Annotated in this window: 15 protein-coding genes; 2 read left to right on the top strand and 13 right to left on the bottom strand. The window is 61.2% G+C overall.

Annotation, left to right across the window (positions count from 1 at the left end; genetic code table 11):
* Positions 1-191 precede the first annotated feature (191 nt).
* From G7079_RS10200 to G7079_RS10160, 8 genes are all read right to left on the bottom strand, one after another.
* Positions 192-647, bottom strand: a complete 456-nt coding sequence (locus G7079_RS10200) for a hypothetical protein (protein WP_166057196.1) — start codon at positions 645-647, stop codon at positions 192-194.
* Positions 648-734: 87 nt separating this feature from the next.
* Positions 735-1,277: an NADPH-dependent FMN reductase gene (locus G7079_RS10195; protein WP_166057195.1), complete on the bottom strand. Its 543-nt coding sequence runs from the start codon at positions 1,275-1,277 to the stop codon at positions 735-737.
* 528 nt (positions 1,278-1,805) lie between these two features.
* A complete protein-coding gene (locus G7079_RS10185) occupies positions 1,806-2,150 on the bottom strand; it encodes an excalibur calcium-binding domain-containing protein (RefSeq protein WP_240906168.1) in 345 nt (114 codons plus the stop codon).
* 109 nt (positions 2,151-2,259) lie between these two features.
* A complete protein-coding gene (locus G7079_RS10180; protein WP_166057193.1) occupies positions 2,260-2,574 on the bottom strand; it encodes a hypothetical protein in 315 nt (104 codons plus the stop codon).
* Between the two features lie 86 nt (positions 2,575-2,660).
* Complete coding sequence (locus G7079_RS10175; RefSeq protein ID WP_166057192.1) at positions 2,661-2,963, bottom strand: hypothetical protein; 303 nt, start codon at positions 2,961-2,963, stop codon at positions 2,661-2,663.
* A gap of 505 nt (positions 2,964-3,468) precedes the next feature.
* Positions 3,469-4,386, bottom strand: coding sequence for a GIY-YIG nuclease family protein (locus G7079_RS10170; RefSeq protein WP_166057191.1), 918 nt, complete (start codon positions 4,384-4,386; stop codon positions 3,469-3,471).
* 112 nt (positions 4,387-4,498) lie between these two features.
* Complete coding sequence (locus G7079_RS10165) at positions 4,499-5,074, bottom strand: hypothetical protein (protein WP_166057190.1); 576 nt, start codon at positions 5,072-5,074, stop codon at positions 4,499-4,501.
* Between the two features lie 435 nt (positions 5,075-5,509).
* Positions 5,510-5,764, bottom strand: a complete 255-nt coding sequence (locus G7079_RS10160; RefSeq protein ID WP_166057189.1) for a DUF2164 domain-containing protein — start codon at positions 5,762-5,764, stop codon at positions 5,510-5,512.
* A gap of 658 nt (positions 5,765-6,422) precedes the next feature.
* Between G7079_RS10160 and G7079_RS10155 the strand changes: the two genes are divergently transcribed.
* Positions 6,423-7,385, top strand: coding sequence for an integron integrase (locus tag G7079_RS10155; RefSeq protein WP_255453197.1), 963 nt, complete (start codon positions 6,423-6,425; stop codon positions 7,383-7,385).
* Between the two features lie 106 nt (positions 7,386-7,491).
* Positions 7,492-8,433, top strand: a complete 942-nt coding sequence (locus G7079_RS10150; protein WP_343160883.1) for an integron integrase — start codon at positions 7,492-7,494, stop codon at positions 8,431-8,433.
* Positions 8,434-8,443: 10 nt separating this feature from the next.
* Here the strand turns inward: G7079_RS10150 and G7079_RS10145 are convergent, their stop codons facing one another.
* From G7079_RS10145 to G7079_RS10125, 5 genes are all read right to left on the bottom strand, one after another.
* Positions 8,444-8,830 carry a hypothetical protein gene (locus tag G7079_RS10145; protein ID WP_166057187.1) on the bottom strand — a complete coding sequence of 129 codons (387 nt, stop codon included), beginning with the start codon at positions 8,828-8,830 and terminating at the stop codon, positions 8,444-8,446.
* A 63-nt stretch (positions 8,831-8,893) separates the two neighbouring features.
* Positions 8,894-9,595, bottom strand: coding sequence for a deoxyribonuclease V (gene nfi / locus G7079_RS10140; RefSeq protein ID WP_166057185.1), 702 nt, complete (start codon positions 9,593-9,595; stop codon positions 8,894-8,896).
* Positions 9,592-13,077 carry a transcription-repair coupling factor gene (gene mfd / locus G7079_RS10135; protein ID WP_166057184.1) on the bottom strand — a complete coding sequence of 1,162 codons (3,486 nt, stop codon included), beginning with the start codon at positions 13,075-13,077 and terminating at the stop codon, positions 9,592-9,594. The genes nfi and mfd overlap by 4 nt, the downstream gene beginning before the upstream one ends.
* A gap of 99 nt (positions 13,078-13,176) precedes the next feature.
* A complete protein-coding gene (locus G7079_RS10130) occupies positions 13,177-13,761 on the bottom strand; it encodes a GNAT family N-acetyltransferase (RefSeq protein ID WP_166057183.1) in 585 nt (194 codons plus the stop codon).
* 56 nt (positions 13,762-13,817) lie between these two features.
* Positions 13,818-14,762, bottom strand: coding sequence for a DUF808 domain-containing protein (locus G7079_RS10125; protein ID WP_166057182.1), 945 nt, complete (start codon positions 14,760-14,762; stop codon positions 13,818-13,820).
* Positions 14,763-14,804: the final 42 nt, after the last annotated feature.

The following is a 14,804-nucleotide window of genomic DNA, read 5'->3' as shown; positions in this document are numbered from 1 at the left end:
AAGCCGCTCTTGCCCAATTGATGGCCAAAGCTGGCCCAAAATTTTGAAGAGCCTCGCTGTGAACTACGAGCTCTTAGCCTTGACCTACTGAAGGCTTGTCTGCACCCAGCTAACGCCTGAGTTAAGCCGGACCGCAGCCGGCGAGTGAGACACGCGCGAGACCGCGAAGCGGTCTCGGCTTGAACGAATTGTTAGGTTTTGCTCCGGATACCTTTGACAAGACCGCCAACAACCATAAGGTCAAGGAGGAGTGCGAACCCGCCAAAGACGGCACGACCCTCAAATTCTGAAACAGCCGTAGCACGTGAAACAGTCCCATTGAACGTGATCGTACGTGTGAAATTGCGTTCGCCGGGGCCAAAGGCTATCCAATTGAAGGCGATGACGAAGAAAAGAAGGGCGAGTGCACCAATTGTTACAGCGGTTTTCTTCATGCCAAAGCCAAAAAACACAAAACCAATTCCCGCAAGAGCAAAAGTGACTGATGCAGTAATGCTGAAGACCTGGGCATACCAAGTGCGAGGCATTTCACCTGGAATTGCGCCAGTAACAGTTAACAGCGCCAAGAGTCCACCGGCAACAAAGAGCAGGCCGAATGGGACGGCTAGGAAACGTATGCCTTTTGGGGTTGCGATATCAGTGTCCACAAAACCTAACGCCTGAGTTAAGCCGGCCCGCCCGATGCGGTTCCGGTCGATCCGAGACCGCGAAGCGGGCTCGGCTTGAACGAATTGTTAGGCCTCTCGCGGCTGATTTTGTGCTTGCACATGAGAGATGATGGCCTGAAGAGCGGATTCCAGTATCGAGGAAAAATTGGTTGTGGTCGCAATGTCCTCAGGACTGATGCCTGATCCAATTACGGGAATTCGTACGCATGCATCAGGGATAAGATCGGCAGCCATTGTGCGGAGTGTTTCTTTTAGCGCTTCGTCCGCGTGGTAAGACTGAAAGGACGGGTTAAAGACAGCGACGGGTTTGTAGGCGAATGGAATGTGACCCACGAGCCAGTCTAAAGTGTTCTTGATAGTCCCTGTGACGCCATGGGCGTACTCAGGACTTGCGATGACGACGGCGTCTGCGGCTGTAACTGCATCCCATAGCGCCTTTACTGATACAGGTGCGTAGGGTTCAAGCTCAGGGTTAAACAATGGCAGCTGTCCATGGCCATCAAAAATTTGGAAATCTACGCCAAGCGGAGCCAATGTCTTGGCTGCCCGCAGCAAAGCGGCGCTACGAGATTCAGACCGAAGGCTTCCACATAGTGCGAGAATTTTCATGAGGCCTAACGCCTGAGTTAAGCCGGCCCGCGCGATGCGACTCGGCTGGTCCGAGACCGCGAAGCGGGCTCGGCTTGAACGAATTGTTAGGCGGCACTAGCCACCGAACCCAAGATTAACTGGAACAGAGACGGTGCGAGTGCGGTCGGTCGGCTTAAAACGCCAGGATTGAACGGCTTGAAGGACGGCGTCCTTCCATGCGGGATGGCCAGATGCCGAGGCGATGTGGGCATTTGCCACGGTTCCGTCTGGTTCAACCGTGAGGATTACAACAACCTTGCCAGGCTTGAGTTCGGCAACGCGAGGCGCTTGCGGAGCAGGGCAGCTGAGCAGGTCTGGCGAAAAGCCTGCACAAGCACTTGTTTGGCTAGCGGAACAGCTCGCCGATAGAAGTGAAACGCAAATCGCTGCGAACCATTTCATGTGCCGCCTAACGCCTGAGTTAAGCCGGCCCGCGCGATGCGACTCGGCTACGCCCGAGACCGCGAAGCGGGCTCGGCTTGAACGAATTGTTAGACATTGCCCGCTTTATTTGCACCACTGCTGCTCGCAAGGCTCGCCGTCATTATTGCCGTCCATTTGCGTGTTTGGACAATTCTTGAGGAAGAATTCTGCCTCTGCGCAAGATCTCATCTGTGAGCAATGGGTACGACCGTCACATTTGAATTGGCTGCCGGAGACAGTAGGTTCTACGGCGCGCGGCTTTATCCATGAACGGTCATCGCTGGAAGGCGCGGCTTGCTGCGGCTGCACAGCAACCGGTGCCGCAGCCAAGATTTCAGCTTGATCGGATTTGTGCGATTTGTATTTGTCGTATGCAAACAAAGCACCACCGCCGAGAACAAGCACCCAGAAGAGATCCTTCACCTTCACGCGATAGTCCTCAGCAATGTCTAACGCCTGAGTTAAGCCGGCCCGCGCGATGCGACTCGGCTGCGCCCGAGACCGCGAAGCGGGCTCGGCTTGAACGAATTGTTAGGGCTCACTGCGACGGAGCCTCTTCTTGTACGACGTACGCAGGAGTGCTGAGTAGGCTGACGGTCTCGAGAACCGTTACCCGTTGCCCGCTGCTTGGGTCGCGACTCGAACTGACCTTGGCGTTGATCGTGAGTCCATTGTCGAGGTGGACCCTGGCCACGTGGCCGGCTGCGACCGACTCTACGAGTCCGGACAGCTCGATCGGCTTGGTGTGCGAGAGCCGATATGCAAAGAGCGCAGTGATCGCAACTAGCACCGCAATGGCGGTTGGAAGCGTGCGCTTTCTAGGTTCTTCCAGATCGGCGAACTTATCTTTCATGAGCCCTAACGCCTGAGTTAAGCCGGCCCGCCCGATGCGACTCGGCTGGTCCGAGACCGCGAAGCGGGCTCGGCTTGAACGAATTGTTAGGCCGACAGTAGCAGGGAAATTGCCATGTACACGACCAAGATTCCATTGATTGCGAGGCCGGCGATAGCCGCCCAACGTGGTCGATCACGGCGCGTGATGGCAACTACACTTGCTGCCAAGCCACCGAGAAGGCAGACCGGTGCTCCAAGAATCAAATAAATGCCTGCCTCAGCCGGATTGAGACTGCCGCGCATGCCGTAAACGAGCAGCACGAGCAGCAAAAAGAGTAGCGCAGGGAACCCAAGCGCAATCACTACGTAAGGATTCAGGCCTTTCTGCGAACGCTGAGGTTTTTCCATTGCGGCCTAACGCCTGAGTTAAGCCGGCCCGCCCGATGCGAACCGGTCGCGTCCGAGACCGCGAAGCGGGCTCGGCTTGAACGAATTGTTAGGCATCACCGCTTGAACGTTTTGCTGAGAAGTAGCGGAAAATGCCAACCACAAGAACGATGACTCCGACTAGCGGGATCACGCCGCTGCTGTCTTTTCCCAAGAAGTTTGGGACGACTACTAACATCATGAAACCAATGAACATTAGTAGTTGGGCCGACCTCGCGCCAGGAGGCGTTGCTTGTGGACGAGCGGGGCTATCAGCTCGTGCGCCTTCCGCGCATTTTGCATTGCAGTATTTTTGATCTCCGACCTTCAATCCGCCAAGCATGATGGTGCTGCCACATTTCCCGCACGAAGCCATATTGCCCCCTTCGATGATCTTCAGTGATGCCTAACGCCTGAGTTAAGCCGGCCCGCCCGATGCGACTCGGCTGGTCCGAGACCGCGAAGCGGGCTCGGCTTGAACGAATTGTTAGCCATCACCAGCGATTTCAGTAGGCAACTGGGCGTCTTCCCACTCAGCAAAAACTTGTCCGGTTGAGGAAAGCTTCCATGCAATGCGTCCATTGATCGTAATGCCTGATACGACTTGGGCTGCGGCAGTTGGAGAGCTAAAGGAATAGTCTTGCGTGAATTCGTAAGAAGTGTCGTTGATCGATTGCAGGACACCGTTGGTTTGAAGTTGTTTGCGAAGATTTTTGTAGGTTGGCTGCAGTGATTGTGCCTCCATCTTCCGAGCCTTTGATCCTGCCTTGACGATGATCTGGCCTGCGTCTTGATCAAGCGTGGCAGTAGCACTGTACCCGTCACCGGAATACTGCAGCCCGAGTAGATTGCTGGTGGAAGCGCTTGAATTACCGGTTGAATCAGGCTGGATAGATGGCTCGAATAGGTCATAACCAAGTGACCCGAGCAGAATGCGTGCTTGAGCGATGAATTCGTCCATTTCGACTGCATCTGGTTCCGGCAGGCGGCCTTCTTCCTTCGGCGCCGTTCCGTTTTTTACCTTTGCGCGTTTCGCATCTTTGGCTAAAGCGATAAGTCTGGCCTCTAGGTAGCGGCCGTGTGCTTTTGTCAGATTCTCGTCTTTCGATAAGAAAAAAACGCATTCTTCCCAGAAGTCTTTGTCAGAGTCTCTGTTGTGGTCGGAGACTCGTTTGATTAGCGTATCCGCTTCCCCAATGTAGATCATCCTTTGACCAGGCGTTTCTGGATCCGGGCCTATTAACACATACACGCCGGTCTTCTTTGCTTCTGGTCGTGTGGCAATCGACAGCAAGGATGCGCGCGGAACAGCAAGCGCTTTGATTGTTGAAAGGCCGAGTTCAGCGGTTCTAACGCCGGATGGCGTTCCATCGACGAGAAAGATTCGAATTGAACGGCCTGCCATGAAGTTCCCCTGTGATGGCTAACGCCTGAGTTAAGCCGGCCCGCCCGAAGCGAAACCGGTCGGTCCGAGACCGCGAAGCGGGCTCGGCTTGAACGAATTGTTAGGCCCATGCTCAACGACACTTGATGACGGCAAGCAAGATGCTGCCAATTGAAAGCGCAACGAGGCTAAGTGGAAGAAAAACTCCAAGCCAGAAAGCGCGAGCCATAGCGGATTGACTGATCTCGTTCGAATCTGACGTGTTAAAGGACGGAGCCAAGCCCTGCTTTAGGCGCATTCGTGAGAGCAAGCTATTCGCTTTATCACGGCCATCTTCGAAGGTGACTTCTGGAGTGGTCTGTGTGATCCACTTGGGGCCGGGAAACGAAAACTCTCGGCTGCAGATTGTTTTGATGCTCCTCCAGTCCTTGCCATTTCCGACAAGCTTGCAGTACCTGTCGAAATGCGAGTCAAATGCCTTTGAGTATTCAGGATTCAACTTTCTTTCTGTCAGACCAGGCTTAACTAACTTCGTGGCGTATTTGTCTATGAACTCTTTTCTGATGCTACTTGGAGCCTGCCAACTCACAAGGAAAAATCGATCAGAAGGCGAAACAAGTCGTGTCCGTAGATCTGTGTAGAAGGAATTGAGCAGGAATGCGCTTAGAAGTAGAAAAAATCCTGCTAATAGCGCGAGAATTTTCATCATGGGCCTAACGCCTGAGTTAAGCCGGCCCGCGCGATGCGACTCGGCTGGTCCGAGACCGCGAAGCGGGCTCGGCTTGAACGAATTGTTAGGCCGTTGACGCGCGCGTCTTTGCCGGCCACAACCGAAGAATAGCCCAAGCTGATAGTCCGCCGACCAAGACTCCAACAGGAGGTGCGATGAATATTGCGAGGCCGAGAGCTACGTAAGCGGGCGCGTCACAAGGCGATGGGCAATCTCCGCTTGGACTCATTGCCCACAAGAGGGCCATAAGGGTCGCAACGCAACCAGCTGCGAAGCCTATGAGAGCTGCAAAGATGGATGCGGCTATTTTCAACGGCCTAACGCCTGAGTTAAGCCGGCCCGCGTCCGGCGAGTGAGACCGCGACGAGACCGCGAAGCGGGCTCGGCTTGAACGAACTGTTAGGTTGCACGCTTTTAGCGCTTGAAATCTGTGTGTTGCTCAAGCTGATAGATGGCGTCTTGTATGTCGTCAAGCTTTGCGTTGAGAGCAGCTTGCGCGTCATAAAGGCCCCGGTTGTAGAAGTAGGCGCCGACTTCCTGCGAAAAGAAGTCCAGGAGGAACTCAGCGTCAAATTGCCCAATCTTTTGCTTCAGTTCTTCAGAGAAGTACAGCTGGATCTTGCGGACGATGATCTCTTTCTCGTCTTTGCTAAACGCAATTTGCGACATGGTCTTTGTGCAACCTAACGCCTGAGTTAAGCCGGCCCGCGTCCGGCGAGTGAAACTGCGACGAGACCGCGAAGCGGGCTCGGCTTGAACGAATTGTTAGGGCTCACTGCCCCAACACCGCCGCTACAAGAATTGCAACGAATGGCACCAAGCTTAAGACGAGTGGCACTATCAAGAGAAGGCGGGCCAGTTCCTGATTTCTCTTGGCGATTACCCACGCCAGGGTGACCCAAATGACTGAGACGGCGAGAGGGATCAGCGAGTTGAATACACGCTCGCCTTGACTCATCGATTGGCAGGTCGATTCTCCCAGGCAACCGAAATTCTGTCCGCGCGGCGTCAGTACATAGAAAGATGCGCTGATTACTGCGCCTAACAGAAGGGTTAGAACACTGGAGGTGCGAAGTGCCACGGGTGAGCCCTAACGCCTAGTAGTCAGTAAACGATCAGGATAAGACGATTGGATTCATGGCTTTAGGTAACGCCTGTACCGAAATCCTATCTCAAGATCAGTAGTTTACCGAACGACAGGTTCGGTGGATGGGGGCACGCTTGGCTGCAAATCCGGGGTAGGCGCGGCTCTATGTTTTATCTGGTCGAAACCGAGAAATATCCAGCGGTTGTAGCGGGCTTTGATCCGCCGATTGAGGAGGCGCAGTTGGCGCGGATTTCGGCGCTGGTCGCTGATGTTCGGCGCATGTTTCGCGCGCGGCACTACAGCCTTCGCACTGAGGCCGCGTATCTGGGTTGGATCAAACGGTTCATCTTGCAGAACCGCTTGCGGCATCCGGCGGAGATGGGACATCGCGAGGTCGAAGCGTTCTTGACGCGGTTGGCGGTGGAGGCGAAGGTCTCGCCTTCGACCCAGAACCAGGCGTTGTCGGCGTTGCTGTTCTTGTATCGGGACGTGTTGCGGCAACAATTGGACTGGCTGGAGGACGTGGTACGGGCGAAGCCTGCACGCAAGTTGCCGGTGGTGTTGGCGCAGGAGGAGATGCGGATCCTGCTGGCGCAGTTGGAGGGACGGGCGTGGCTGCTGGCGGCAGTGTTGTATGGCACCGGGATGCGCTTGATGGAATGCCTGCGCTTGCGGGTGAAGGATGTCGATTTCGCGCGCGGGGAGATCACCATCCGCGATGGCAAGGGCGGCAAGGATCGGCGCACGATCCTGCCGCGCAGCCTGGTGGAGCCGTTGCAGGCGGAAGTCGAGCGGGCGCGGGTGTTGCATGGGGCGGACTTGCGCGCGGGCTTCGGCGAGGTGTGGTTGCCGCATGCATTGGCGCGCAAGTACCCCAACGGTCCGGTCGACTTTGGTTGGCAGTACGTGTTCCCGGCGTTGCGGCGCTCGCAGGATCCGCGCGATGACCGCGAGCGGCGGCACCATGTGGACGCGGAGTTCGTGTCGCGGGCGCTGAAGCGTGCGCGGGATCGTGCGGGGATCGTGAAGCATGTGACGGCGCATACCTTGCGGCATTCGTTCGCCACCCATCTACTGGAAGCGGGCTACGACATCCGCACGATTCAGGAACTGCTGGGGCACAAGGATGTCGCGACGACGCAGATCTACACGCATGTGCTCAATCGCGGGCCGCATGCGGTGCTGAGTCCGCTGGACCGCTAGTGGTGTCGGTTTCGCAGGACTACGCTCGTGGTTTTCCACCACGAGAGGGCTGCGACGATGAACGGGTAGGGACGAAGCGGGGCGGGACGACGGGCAGGATCTGCTGGTGGGGGTGCGTGAAGCATGCCGGGCGCGGCATCTAAGTCGCCGTACGGAAGCGGCCTATGCGCATTGGGTGACGCGCTACATGCGCTTTCATGGGGCGAGTCGGTCGGCGCTGGCTTCAGAAGTGGGGGCGCTGCGCTTCCTCGACCACCTGGTGCAGCGACGGGAGGTCGCGACGAGTTCGCACTTGCAAGCCTTGAATGCGTTGTTGTTCCTGTTTCGGCACGTGATGCGGTTGGAAGTTTCGGCGCTGGAAGTACGGCGGCGACAGGTGCGGCGACCGGAGCGGTTGCCGGAAGTGCTGTCGGTGGCGGAAGTACGCGCGGCGCTCAACGCGATGCACGGGATGTCGCGGCTGATCGCGGCCTTGTTGTACGGCACCGGGTTGCGGGTTGGCGAAGCGTTGATGTTGCGTGTACAGGACGTCGATTTTCGTGCCGGCACGATCACGGTTCGATCCGGCAAGGGCACGAAGGATCGGGTCACGGTGCTGCCGAAGCGGTTGTCGGCATCGATGCAGCAGCTGGCGATGCGCCGGTTGGCGCTGCATCGCGAAGACCTGTTGCACGGCCGTGGGCATGCACCCTTGCCGGGACGATTGGCGAACAAATACCCACGCGCCTCGCGCGCGTTCGGCTGGCAGTTCCTGTTCGCTTCAAGCAAGGTGCATTGCTGCCCGGACACGGGGCGCTGCTTGCGCTGGCACATCTCGCCGTCGTCCGTGCAGGAGCCGTTCAAGGCCGCATTGCTGGCCTGCGGCATCCATCGGCATGCGTCGCTGCATACGCTGAGGCATTCGTTCGCGACCCACCTGCTGGCGCAAGGCACCGACATCCGCACGATCCAGCAGCTGCTGGGGCATCGGCACCTGGATACCACGATGATCTACACCCACGTCCGCGATGCGGCGCAGGCGACGACGAGCCCGCTGGATTGCTTTTGAAGCGTGAAGCTCAGTCGGCGCGGTCGATGCGCAGGCTAGTCTTGGGGGCGATGCCGCGTTCGAGTGCAACCAAGGTGATCCTGCGGTCGCCGGCACGGGCCGTAGACGCACCGACCTTGCCGCTGGTGTGCAGGCGCAGATCCTGCGTGCTGCCGCCGGCGGCGCGCCATTGCAGGGCGATTTCGGCATCGCCTTCCCAGACGCATTGCACGTCGGGGGCGCAGCGCGAATCGTTCACCAGGCGGGTGTAGGTGAGCAGGCTGTTGTCGGCGAGCAGGGTGCTCTGGCCGAGGCCGAGGGTCACGGTGCCGCCATCGGCTGCAGGGGCGGCGCCGTTCGGCAACGCGGCGCAACCGGCGAGCAGGGCGATGGCGAACAGGCTGGCGATGCGGGTCATGGCGGGGCTCGCGTGATGGGATGGGCGAAGACTAGGGGCCAATGCATGAACGCCGCGCGAGGCTTATTCGGCTTGTTCATCCGCTGTTTCGTCGGCGCGGTCGCGGCGCGAGGCGATGCGGTCGGCGAGACGGGTCGGTTCCGGCAAGCGGTACTTGGTGACGTAGCGCATCACCAGTTCCGGCGCCGACGGCATCGCCACCTTGTGGCCCGGTGAGACGATCAGCGGCAGGCAGCCGGGTTTGCTGCGCAGCAGCCAGCCGATCTGCTCACGGCCGTCGCGCAACGGGGTGAAGGCGCCGCGCATTTCGTGCAGGGTCAGGCGTGCTTCGCCGACCAGGATTTTCTTGCCGACGCCGATGCTGGGGATATCGGTCTCCATGCCGAAATGTGCGGCGATCCCGAGCCGGCGCGGATGGGCGATGCCGTGGCCGTCGATGAAGGCGAGGTCAGGCGCGTGTTTCAGCATCGCCAATGCGTCGAGCAGCGCCGGCAGTTCGCGGAAGCTGAGCAGGCCGGGGATGTAGGGCATGCGGGTGGGCAGGCGTGCGACTTGCTGGTCGATGAGATCCATGGTGTCGGCATCGAGCAAAACGGCAGCGGCGCGGGTGGTAGCGCCGTCGTCCTCGAAGCCGACGTCGAAGCCGGCGATGGTGCGCAGAGGCTTGGCGAACTGATCGCGGAGCACGACTTGCGCGGCGAGTTCGCTTTGCAGCGTGCGCAGGGCAGCGGTGTCGCCCTGCCATTCGGGGAGGGTTTCGGTCATGCCGGCGCCAATGCGGTGAGCAGGCCGCGTGCGGCACTGAAACGGGTGGCGGCATCGGGCATGTCGAGGCTGATGCGCAGTTTGTCGGGGCCGTCCATCTTGTAATGCTTGGGCTGGCCCTGGATCAGGCGGATCACCGCCATCGGGTCGACATTGGGTTTTTCCACGAACTGGATGCGGCCGCTCTTTTCGCCGAGATCCAGTTTGCGGATACCGAGGCGCGTTGCATCGAGCTTGAGTTCGGCGGTGGCGAACAGGTGCTTGGTCGCATCCGTCAGCAGGCCGAAGCGGTCGATCATCTCCACTTGCAGTTCGCGCAACGCATCGGCATCGCGGGCGGCGCTGATGCGCTTGTATAGCGTGAGGCGTGCGTGCGGGTCGGGCAGGTAATCGTCGGGGATCAGCGCGGGCACGTGCAGGTCGACATCGGCGCCGTGGCGATCCACGTCGTCTACGTCCGGCAGCTTGCCTTGCTTGATCGACTTGACCGCGCGCTCCAGCAGCTCGGTGTACAGGCTGAAGCCGACTTCGGCCATCTGCCCGCTTTGCCCTTCGCCCAGCAGTTCGCCGGCGCCACGGATTTCCAGATCATGGGTGGCGAGGGTGAAGCCGGCGCCGAGTTCGTCCATCGAGCTGATCGCATCCAGCCGCTTGCGTGCATCAGGCGTGATGCTGCGGCCGTCGGGGACGAGCAGGTAGGCGTAGGCGCGATGGTGGCTGCGGCCGACGCGACCGCGCAACTGGTGCAATTGCGCGAGGCCGAACTTGTCGGCGCGGTTGATCAGGATGGTGTTGGCATTGGGGATGTCGATGCCGGATTCGATGATGGTCGAGCACAGCAGCACATTGGTGCGCTGCTTGTGGAAGTCGAGCATCACCCGCTCCAGTTCGCGTTCCGGCATCTGCCCGTGTGCAATCCCGATGCGGGCATCCGGCACCAACGCCTGCAATTCGTCGTGCATGCGGCCGATGCTCTCGACATCGTTGTGCAGGAAATACACCTGGCCGCCGCGCGACAGTTCGCGCTGGAAGGCTTCGCGCAGCAGGGCGTCGTCCCAGGCGTGGACGAAAGTCTGCACGGCGAGGCGATTGGCTGGAGGCGTGGCGATGATCGACAGGTCGCGCAGGCCGGCCATTGCCATGTTGAGGGTGCGCGGGATCGGGGTGGCGGTCAGGGTGAGCAGGTGCACATTCGCGCGCAGTTTCTTCAGTGCTTCCTTCTGGCGCACGCCGAAGCGCTGCTCTTCATCGACGATGACCAGGCCGAGGTCCTTGAACTTCACGTCCGGCTGCAGCAGGCGATGGGTACCGACGATCACGTCGAGCTTGCCTTCGGCGAGTTTCTGCAACTCGGCTTCGATTTCCTTCTTGCTCTTGAAGCGCGACAGCACTTCGACCTTCAACGGCCAGTCGGCGAAGCGGTCGCGGAAATTGCGGTAGTGCTGTTCGGCGAGCAAAGTCGTAGGCACCAGCACCGCGACCTGCTTGCCGGCGGCTGCAGCGACGAAGGCGGCGCGCACCGCCACTTCGGTCTTGCCGAAGCCGACATCGCCGCAAACCACGCGATCCATCGGCTGGCTGCTGGCGAGATCGCGGATCACCGCTTCGATCGCGGCGTGCTGGTCCGGGGTTTCCTCGAACGGGAAGGTGGCGGCGAACGGTTCGTACATCGCGCGGTCGACGTCGATGGCCAGGCCCTTGCGTGCTTGCCGCTTGGCCTGGATCTCCAGCAGTTCGGCGGCGACGTCGCGGACCTTTTCGGCGGCCTTCTTCTTCGCCTTCGTCCACTGCTCGCCGCCGAGATTGTGCAGCGGCGCGGTATCGGGGTTGGCGCCGGAATAGCGGCTGATGCGGTCGAGCTGGGCGACCGGCACGTACAGGCGGTCACCCTTGGCGTATTCGATGTCGAGGAATTCACCGGGCATGCCGCCGATGTCCATCGACAACAGGCCGCGGTAACGGCCGACGCCGTGGTCTTCGTGGACGATGGGCGCGCCCAGTGAGAGTTCGCCGAGGTCGCGGATGATCGCTTCGGGTTCGCGACCGGCGCGCTTGCGGCGGCGTGGCTGCGCGGCGCGTTCGGGGAATAGCTGGCGTTCGGTGAGCACGCACAGCGCGGGATCGTCCAGGGCGAAACCGTCGTCGAACGGGGCGACGGCAATCGCGAAGCGCGCGTCATTGGCGGCAAAGGCCGGCCAGTCGGCGAGCACGACGGGTGCCAGCCCGGCGGCCTGCAACACTTCGAGCATCGCTTCGCGGCGGCCGGGGGAATCGGTGGCGACCAGCGTGCGGCCAGGATAGTTGTCGAGGAAATCGCGCACGGCCTGCGCCTGGGCATGATCCTTCGCTGCCAGCGGCAAGGCGGGTGCGGGTTGCAGCGGCAGGGCGTGCGCTTCGGCGTGGCGTGGATGCTTGGCATCGCAGACTTCGATGCGTTCGCCGCGGTTGAGGGTTTCGCGCAGCGCGTCCGGCGACAACCACAGTTCGGCAGGCGCCAGCAGCGGGCGTTCGACATCGTGGCGCAGTTGTTCGTAGCGATCGCCGATCTGCGTCCATGCGTGATCGGCGGCCTCGAACACGCCATCGCCCAGCACCGGCAGGGTGTCGGCGGCGAGGTAATCGAACAGGGTCGCGGTGCCGGCGTGGAACAACGGCAGGTAGTACTCGATGCCGGCCGGGGCCAGGCCGGCCTTCAGGTCCTGCACCAGCGCGCTGCGGCGGGTGTCGATGTCGAAGCGGTCGCGCAATGCATCCAGTGCGCGCTTGATGGGTGCGTCGTCGAGCGGTACCTCGCGACCCGGCAACAGTTCGATGCGTTCGATCCTGTCCAGCGAACGCTGCGATTCCGGATCGAAGGCGCGAATCGATTCGATTTCGTCGTCGAGCAGCTCGATGCGGAATGGTGCATCGGCGCCCATCGGATACACGTCGAGCAGGCCGCCGCGCACGGCGAAATCGCCGGGATCGAATACCTGCTGGGCGTAGCGGTAGCCGGCGGATTCGAGCCGGCGTTTTTCGTTGTCGAGGTCGAGGCGTTGGCCGAGCTTGAAATCGAAGCGGCTGCCGATCACGTGGCCGCGCGGGGCGACGCGCTGCATCAGCGTTGCCACCGGCACCACGACGATGCCGCGTTTCAGTTCCGGCAGGCGGGCGAGCGTGGCCAGGCGCTGGCTGACGATGTTCGGGTGTGGACTGAAGCGGTCGTAGGGCAGGGTTTCCCAGTCAGGGAAGTTCAAGACCGGCAGCGCTGCGTCGGTGCCGAGCAGGGTGTGCAGGTCGGCTTCGATCTGGTGCGCGGCGTGGTTGTCGCGGGCCACCACCAGCAGTGGTGAGTCGAGGCGTGCAGCGGCGCTGGCGATGGCGACCGCAAGTCCGCTGGTCGAAGCCGGCGCGCGCCAGTACGCGCGGGACTGGCCAGCGCGAGGCAGGGGGACGTTCAGCGAGAGAACCGGCAGGGACAACGACTTGTTGCTTGGCGACATGCAAAAGGCTTCCGCGCCGGACGCGGTGCGCCAGCGCTTGGGTGTACGGATTGGGATGGTGCGAGCCGCGATTTTAGCGCGACGGGTGCATGCCCGATGTCAGCCCGTGATCAACGCAGGCGGGATGGGCGGGATACGCGGCTTCGGTTTCGGCAGGTCCAGCACCATCCGCACCAGGCCGGGCGATCCGCCGGGTTCGCGGCGGAAATCCAGCGAGGCCGCAAGTGCCTGCATCGGCAAGTTGCTTTCCAGTACGTCGCCGTAGACGCGTTCCAGCTTGCGACCCTTGGCCCAGCGCACCAGACGGCGCATCAGGTGGCGGCCCAGGCCCATGCCATTGATGTAGTGGCTGACCAGGATGGCGAATTCGCCGGCGCGGCCGTCGTCGTCCACCACGATCCGCGCCACCGCGCCGACCAAGGCTTCGCCCGGCGGCAGCGGTTCGGCGGCGACCAGGGCGAATTCGCGGCGGGTATTCGGCCGGGTCATGCGTTCGGCCTGCTCCAGGCTCAGTTCCTTCATCGGATGCAGGAAGCGCTGGCGCACCTCATCCGGCTGCAGCAGGGGGAAGCCGGCGCGCAGCGGTACCGCGTCCTCGGGACGGATCGGGCGGATCAGGACGTCGCGGCCATTGCTGAGACGGACGTTCTCGTGCCACGGGGGCATGCGGTTGCGGGCGGCCATCCGGGAATGATCACCGCATCGAGGTTAAAAAGATGAATACAGCATGGCTGCCCGGTTCAGTGCGCCGGGGCGGCCGGTTTGCCGCGCAGGCGGCGCACCAGCATGACCACGCCGACGATCACCGCGCCGGCGGCGATGCCGACCGCGGCATTGAACAGGTTCTCCCACAGCCAGCCGGGCGGGATGGCCTTGGCGGCCTCCGCCAGGTGGTGCAGGGCCGGTACGCCGTGCACCAGGATGCCGCCGCCAACCAGGAACATGGCTGCGGTGCCGGCCACCGACAGGAATTTCATCAGTTTGGGGGCGAAGGCGAGGATGCCGCGGCCGAGGGTGGCGCTGGCCTTGCCGGCACCTTCACGGGTGAGCCGCAGGCCGAGGTCGTCCAGCTTGACGATGGCGCCGACCAGGCCGTACACGCCCACGGTCATGATCAGGGCGATGGCGACCAGCACGCCCAGCTGCTTCACGAACGGCTGGGTGGCCACCGTGCCCAGCGAGATCACGATGATTTCGGCGGAGAGGATGAAATCGGTGCGGATCGCGCCTTTGATCTTGTCCTGCTCGAAGGCGAGCATGTCCACCGATTCGTCGCTGACCGCGTGCACCAGCTCGGCGTGGTGGCTGGCATCGTCGATCTGGCTGTGCAGGAACTTGTGTGCCAGCTTCTCCACGCCCTCGTAGCAGAGGAAGGCGCCGCCGATCATCAGCAAGGGCGTGATCAGCGGGATGTTGTAGCCGCGGCCGTGCAGCCAGGCCTCCAGCGCGGCGATGCCGAGCGCCGCCGGTACCAGGATCGCCTTGTTGACCATCGACCCCTTGGCCACCGCCCACACCACCGGCAGTTCGCGGTCTGCCTTGATGCCGCTGACTTGCTGCGCATTGAGGGCGAGATCGTCGCCCAGCACGCCGGCGGTCTTCTTGGTGGCGACCTTGGTCATCACCGAGACGTCGTCGAGCAGGGTGGCGATGTCGTCGAACAGGGCGAAGAAGCTGGAGGGCATGGGCGCTGGCTTGGATGGAATGCGCCGATTCTCCCATGCGCC

This window comes from Thermomonas sp. HDW16 (assembly GCF_011302915.1).
In the GTDB taxonomy this organism is placed as follows: domain Bacteria; phylum Pseudomonadota; class Gammaproteobacteria; order Xanthomonadales; family Xanthomonadaceae; genus Thermomonas.
This window is presented reverse-complemented; position numbering and strand designations above follow the sequence as displayed.

What these genes read in the sequence shown, in the direction of transcription:
- G7079_RS10195 (WP_166057195.1), bottom strand. Translation starts at nt 1,277, where the DNA reads ATGAAAATTCTCGCACTATGTGGAAGCCTTCGGTCTGAATCTCGTAGC.
- G7079_RS10180 (WP_166057193.1), bottom strand. Translation starts at nt 2,574, where the DNA reads ATGAAAGATAAGTTCGCCGATCTGGAAGAACCTAGAAAGCGCACGCTT.
- G7079_RS10175 (WP_166057192.1), bottom strand. Translation starts at nt 2,963, where the DNA reads ATGGAAAAACCTCAGCGTTCGCAGAAAGGCCTGAATCCTTACGTAGTG.
- G7079_RS10170 (WP_166057191.1), bottom strand. Translation starts at nt 4,386, where the DNA reads ATGGCAGGCCGTTCAATTCGAATCTTTCTCGTCGATGGAACGCCATCC.
- G7079_RS10165 (WP_166057190.1), bottom strand. Translation starts at nt 5,074, where the DNA reads ATGATGAAAATTCTCGCGCTATTAGCAGGATTTTTTCTACTTCTAAGC.
- G7079_RS10160 (WP_166057189.1), bottom strand. Translation starts at nt 5,764, where the DNA reads ATGTCGCAAATTGCGTTTAGCAAAGACGAGAAAGAGATCATCGTCCGC.
- G7079_RS10145 (WP_166057187.1), bottom strand. Translation starts at nt 8,830, where the DNA reads ATGACCCGCATCGCCAGCCTGTTCGCCATCGCCCTGCTCGCCGGTTGC.
- nfi (WP_166057185.1), bottom strand. Translation starts at nt 9,595, where the DNA reads ATGACCGAAACCCTCCCCGAATGGCAGGGCGACACCGCTGCCCTGCGC.
- mfd (WP_166057184.1), bottom strand. Translation starts at nt 13,077, where the DNA reads ATGTCGCCAAGCAACAAGTCGTTGTCCCTGCCGGTTCTCTCGCTGAAC.
- G7079_RS10130 (WP_166057183.1), bottom strand. Translation starts at nt 13,761, where the DNA reads ATGGCCGCCCGCAACCGCATGCCCCCGTGGCACGAGAACGTCCGTCTC.
- G7079_RS10125 (WP_166057182.1), bottom strand. Translation starts at nt 14,762, where the DNA reads ATGCCCTCCAGCTTCTTCGCCCTGTTCGACGACATCGCCACCCTGCTC.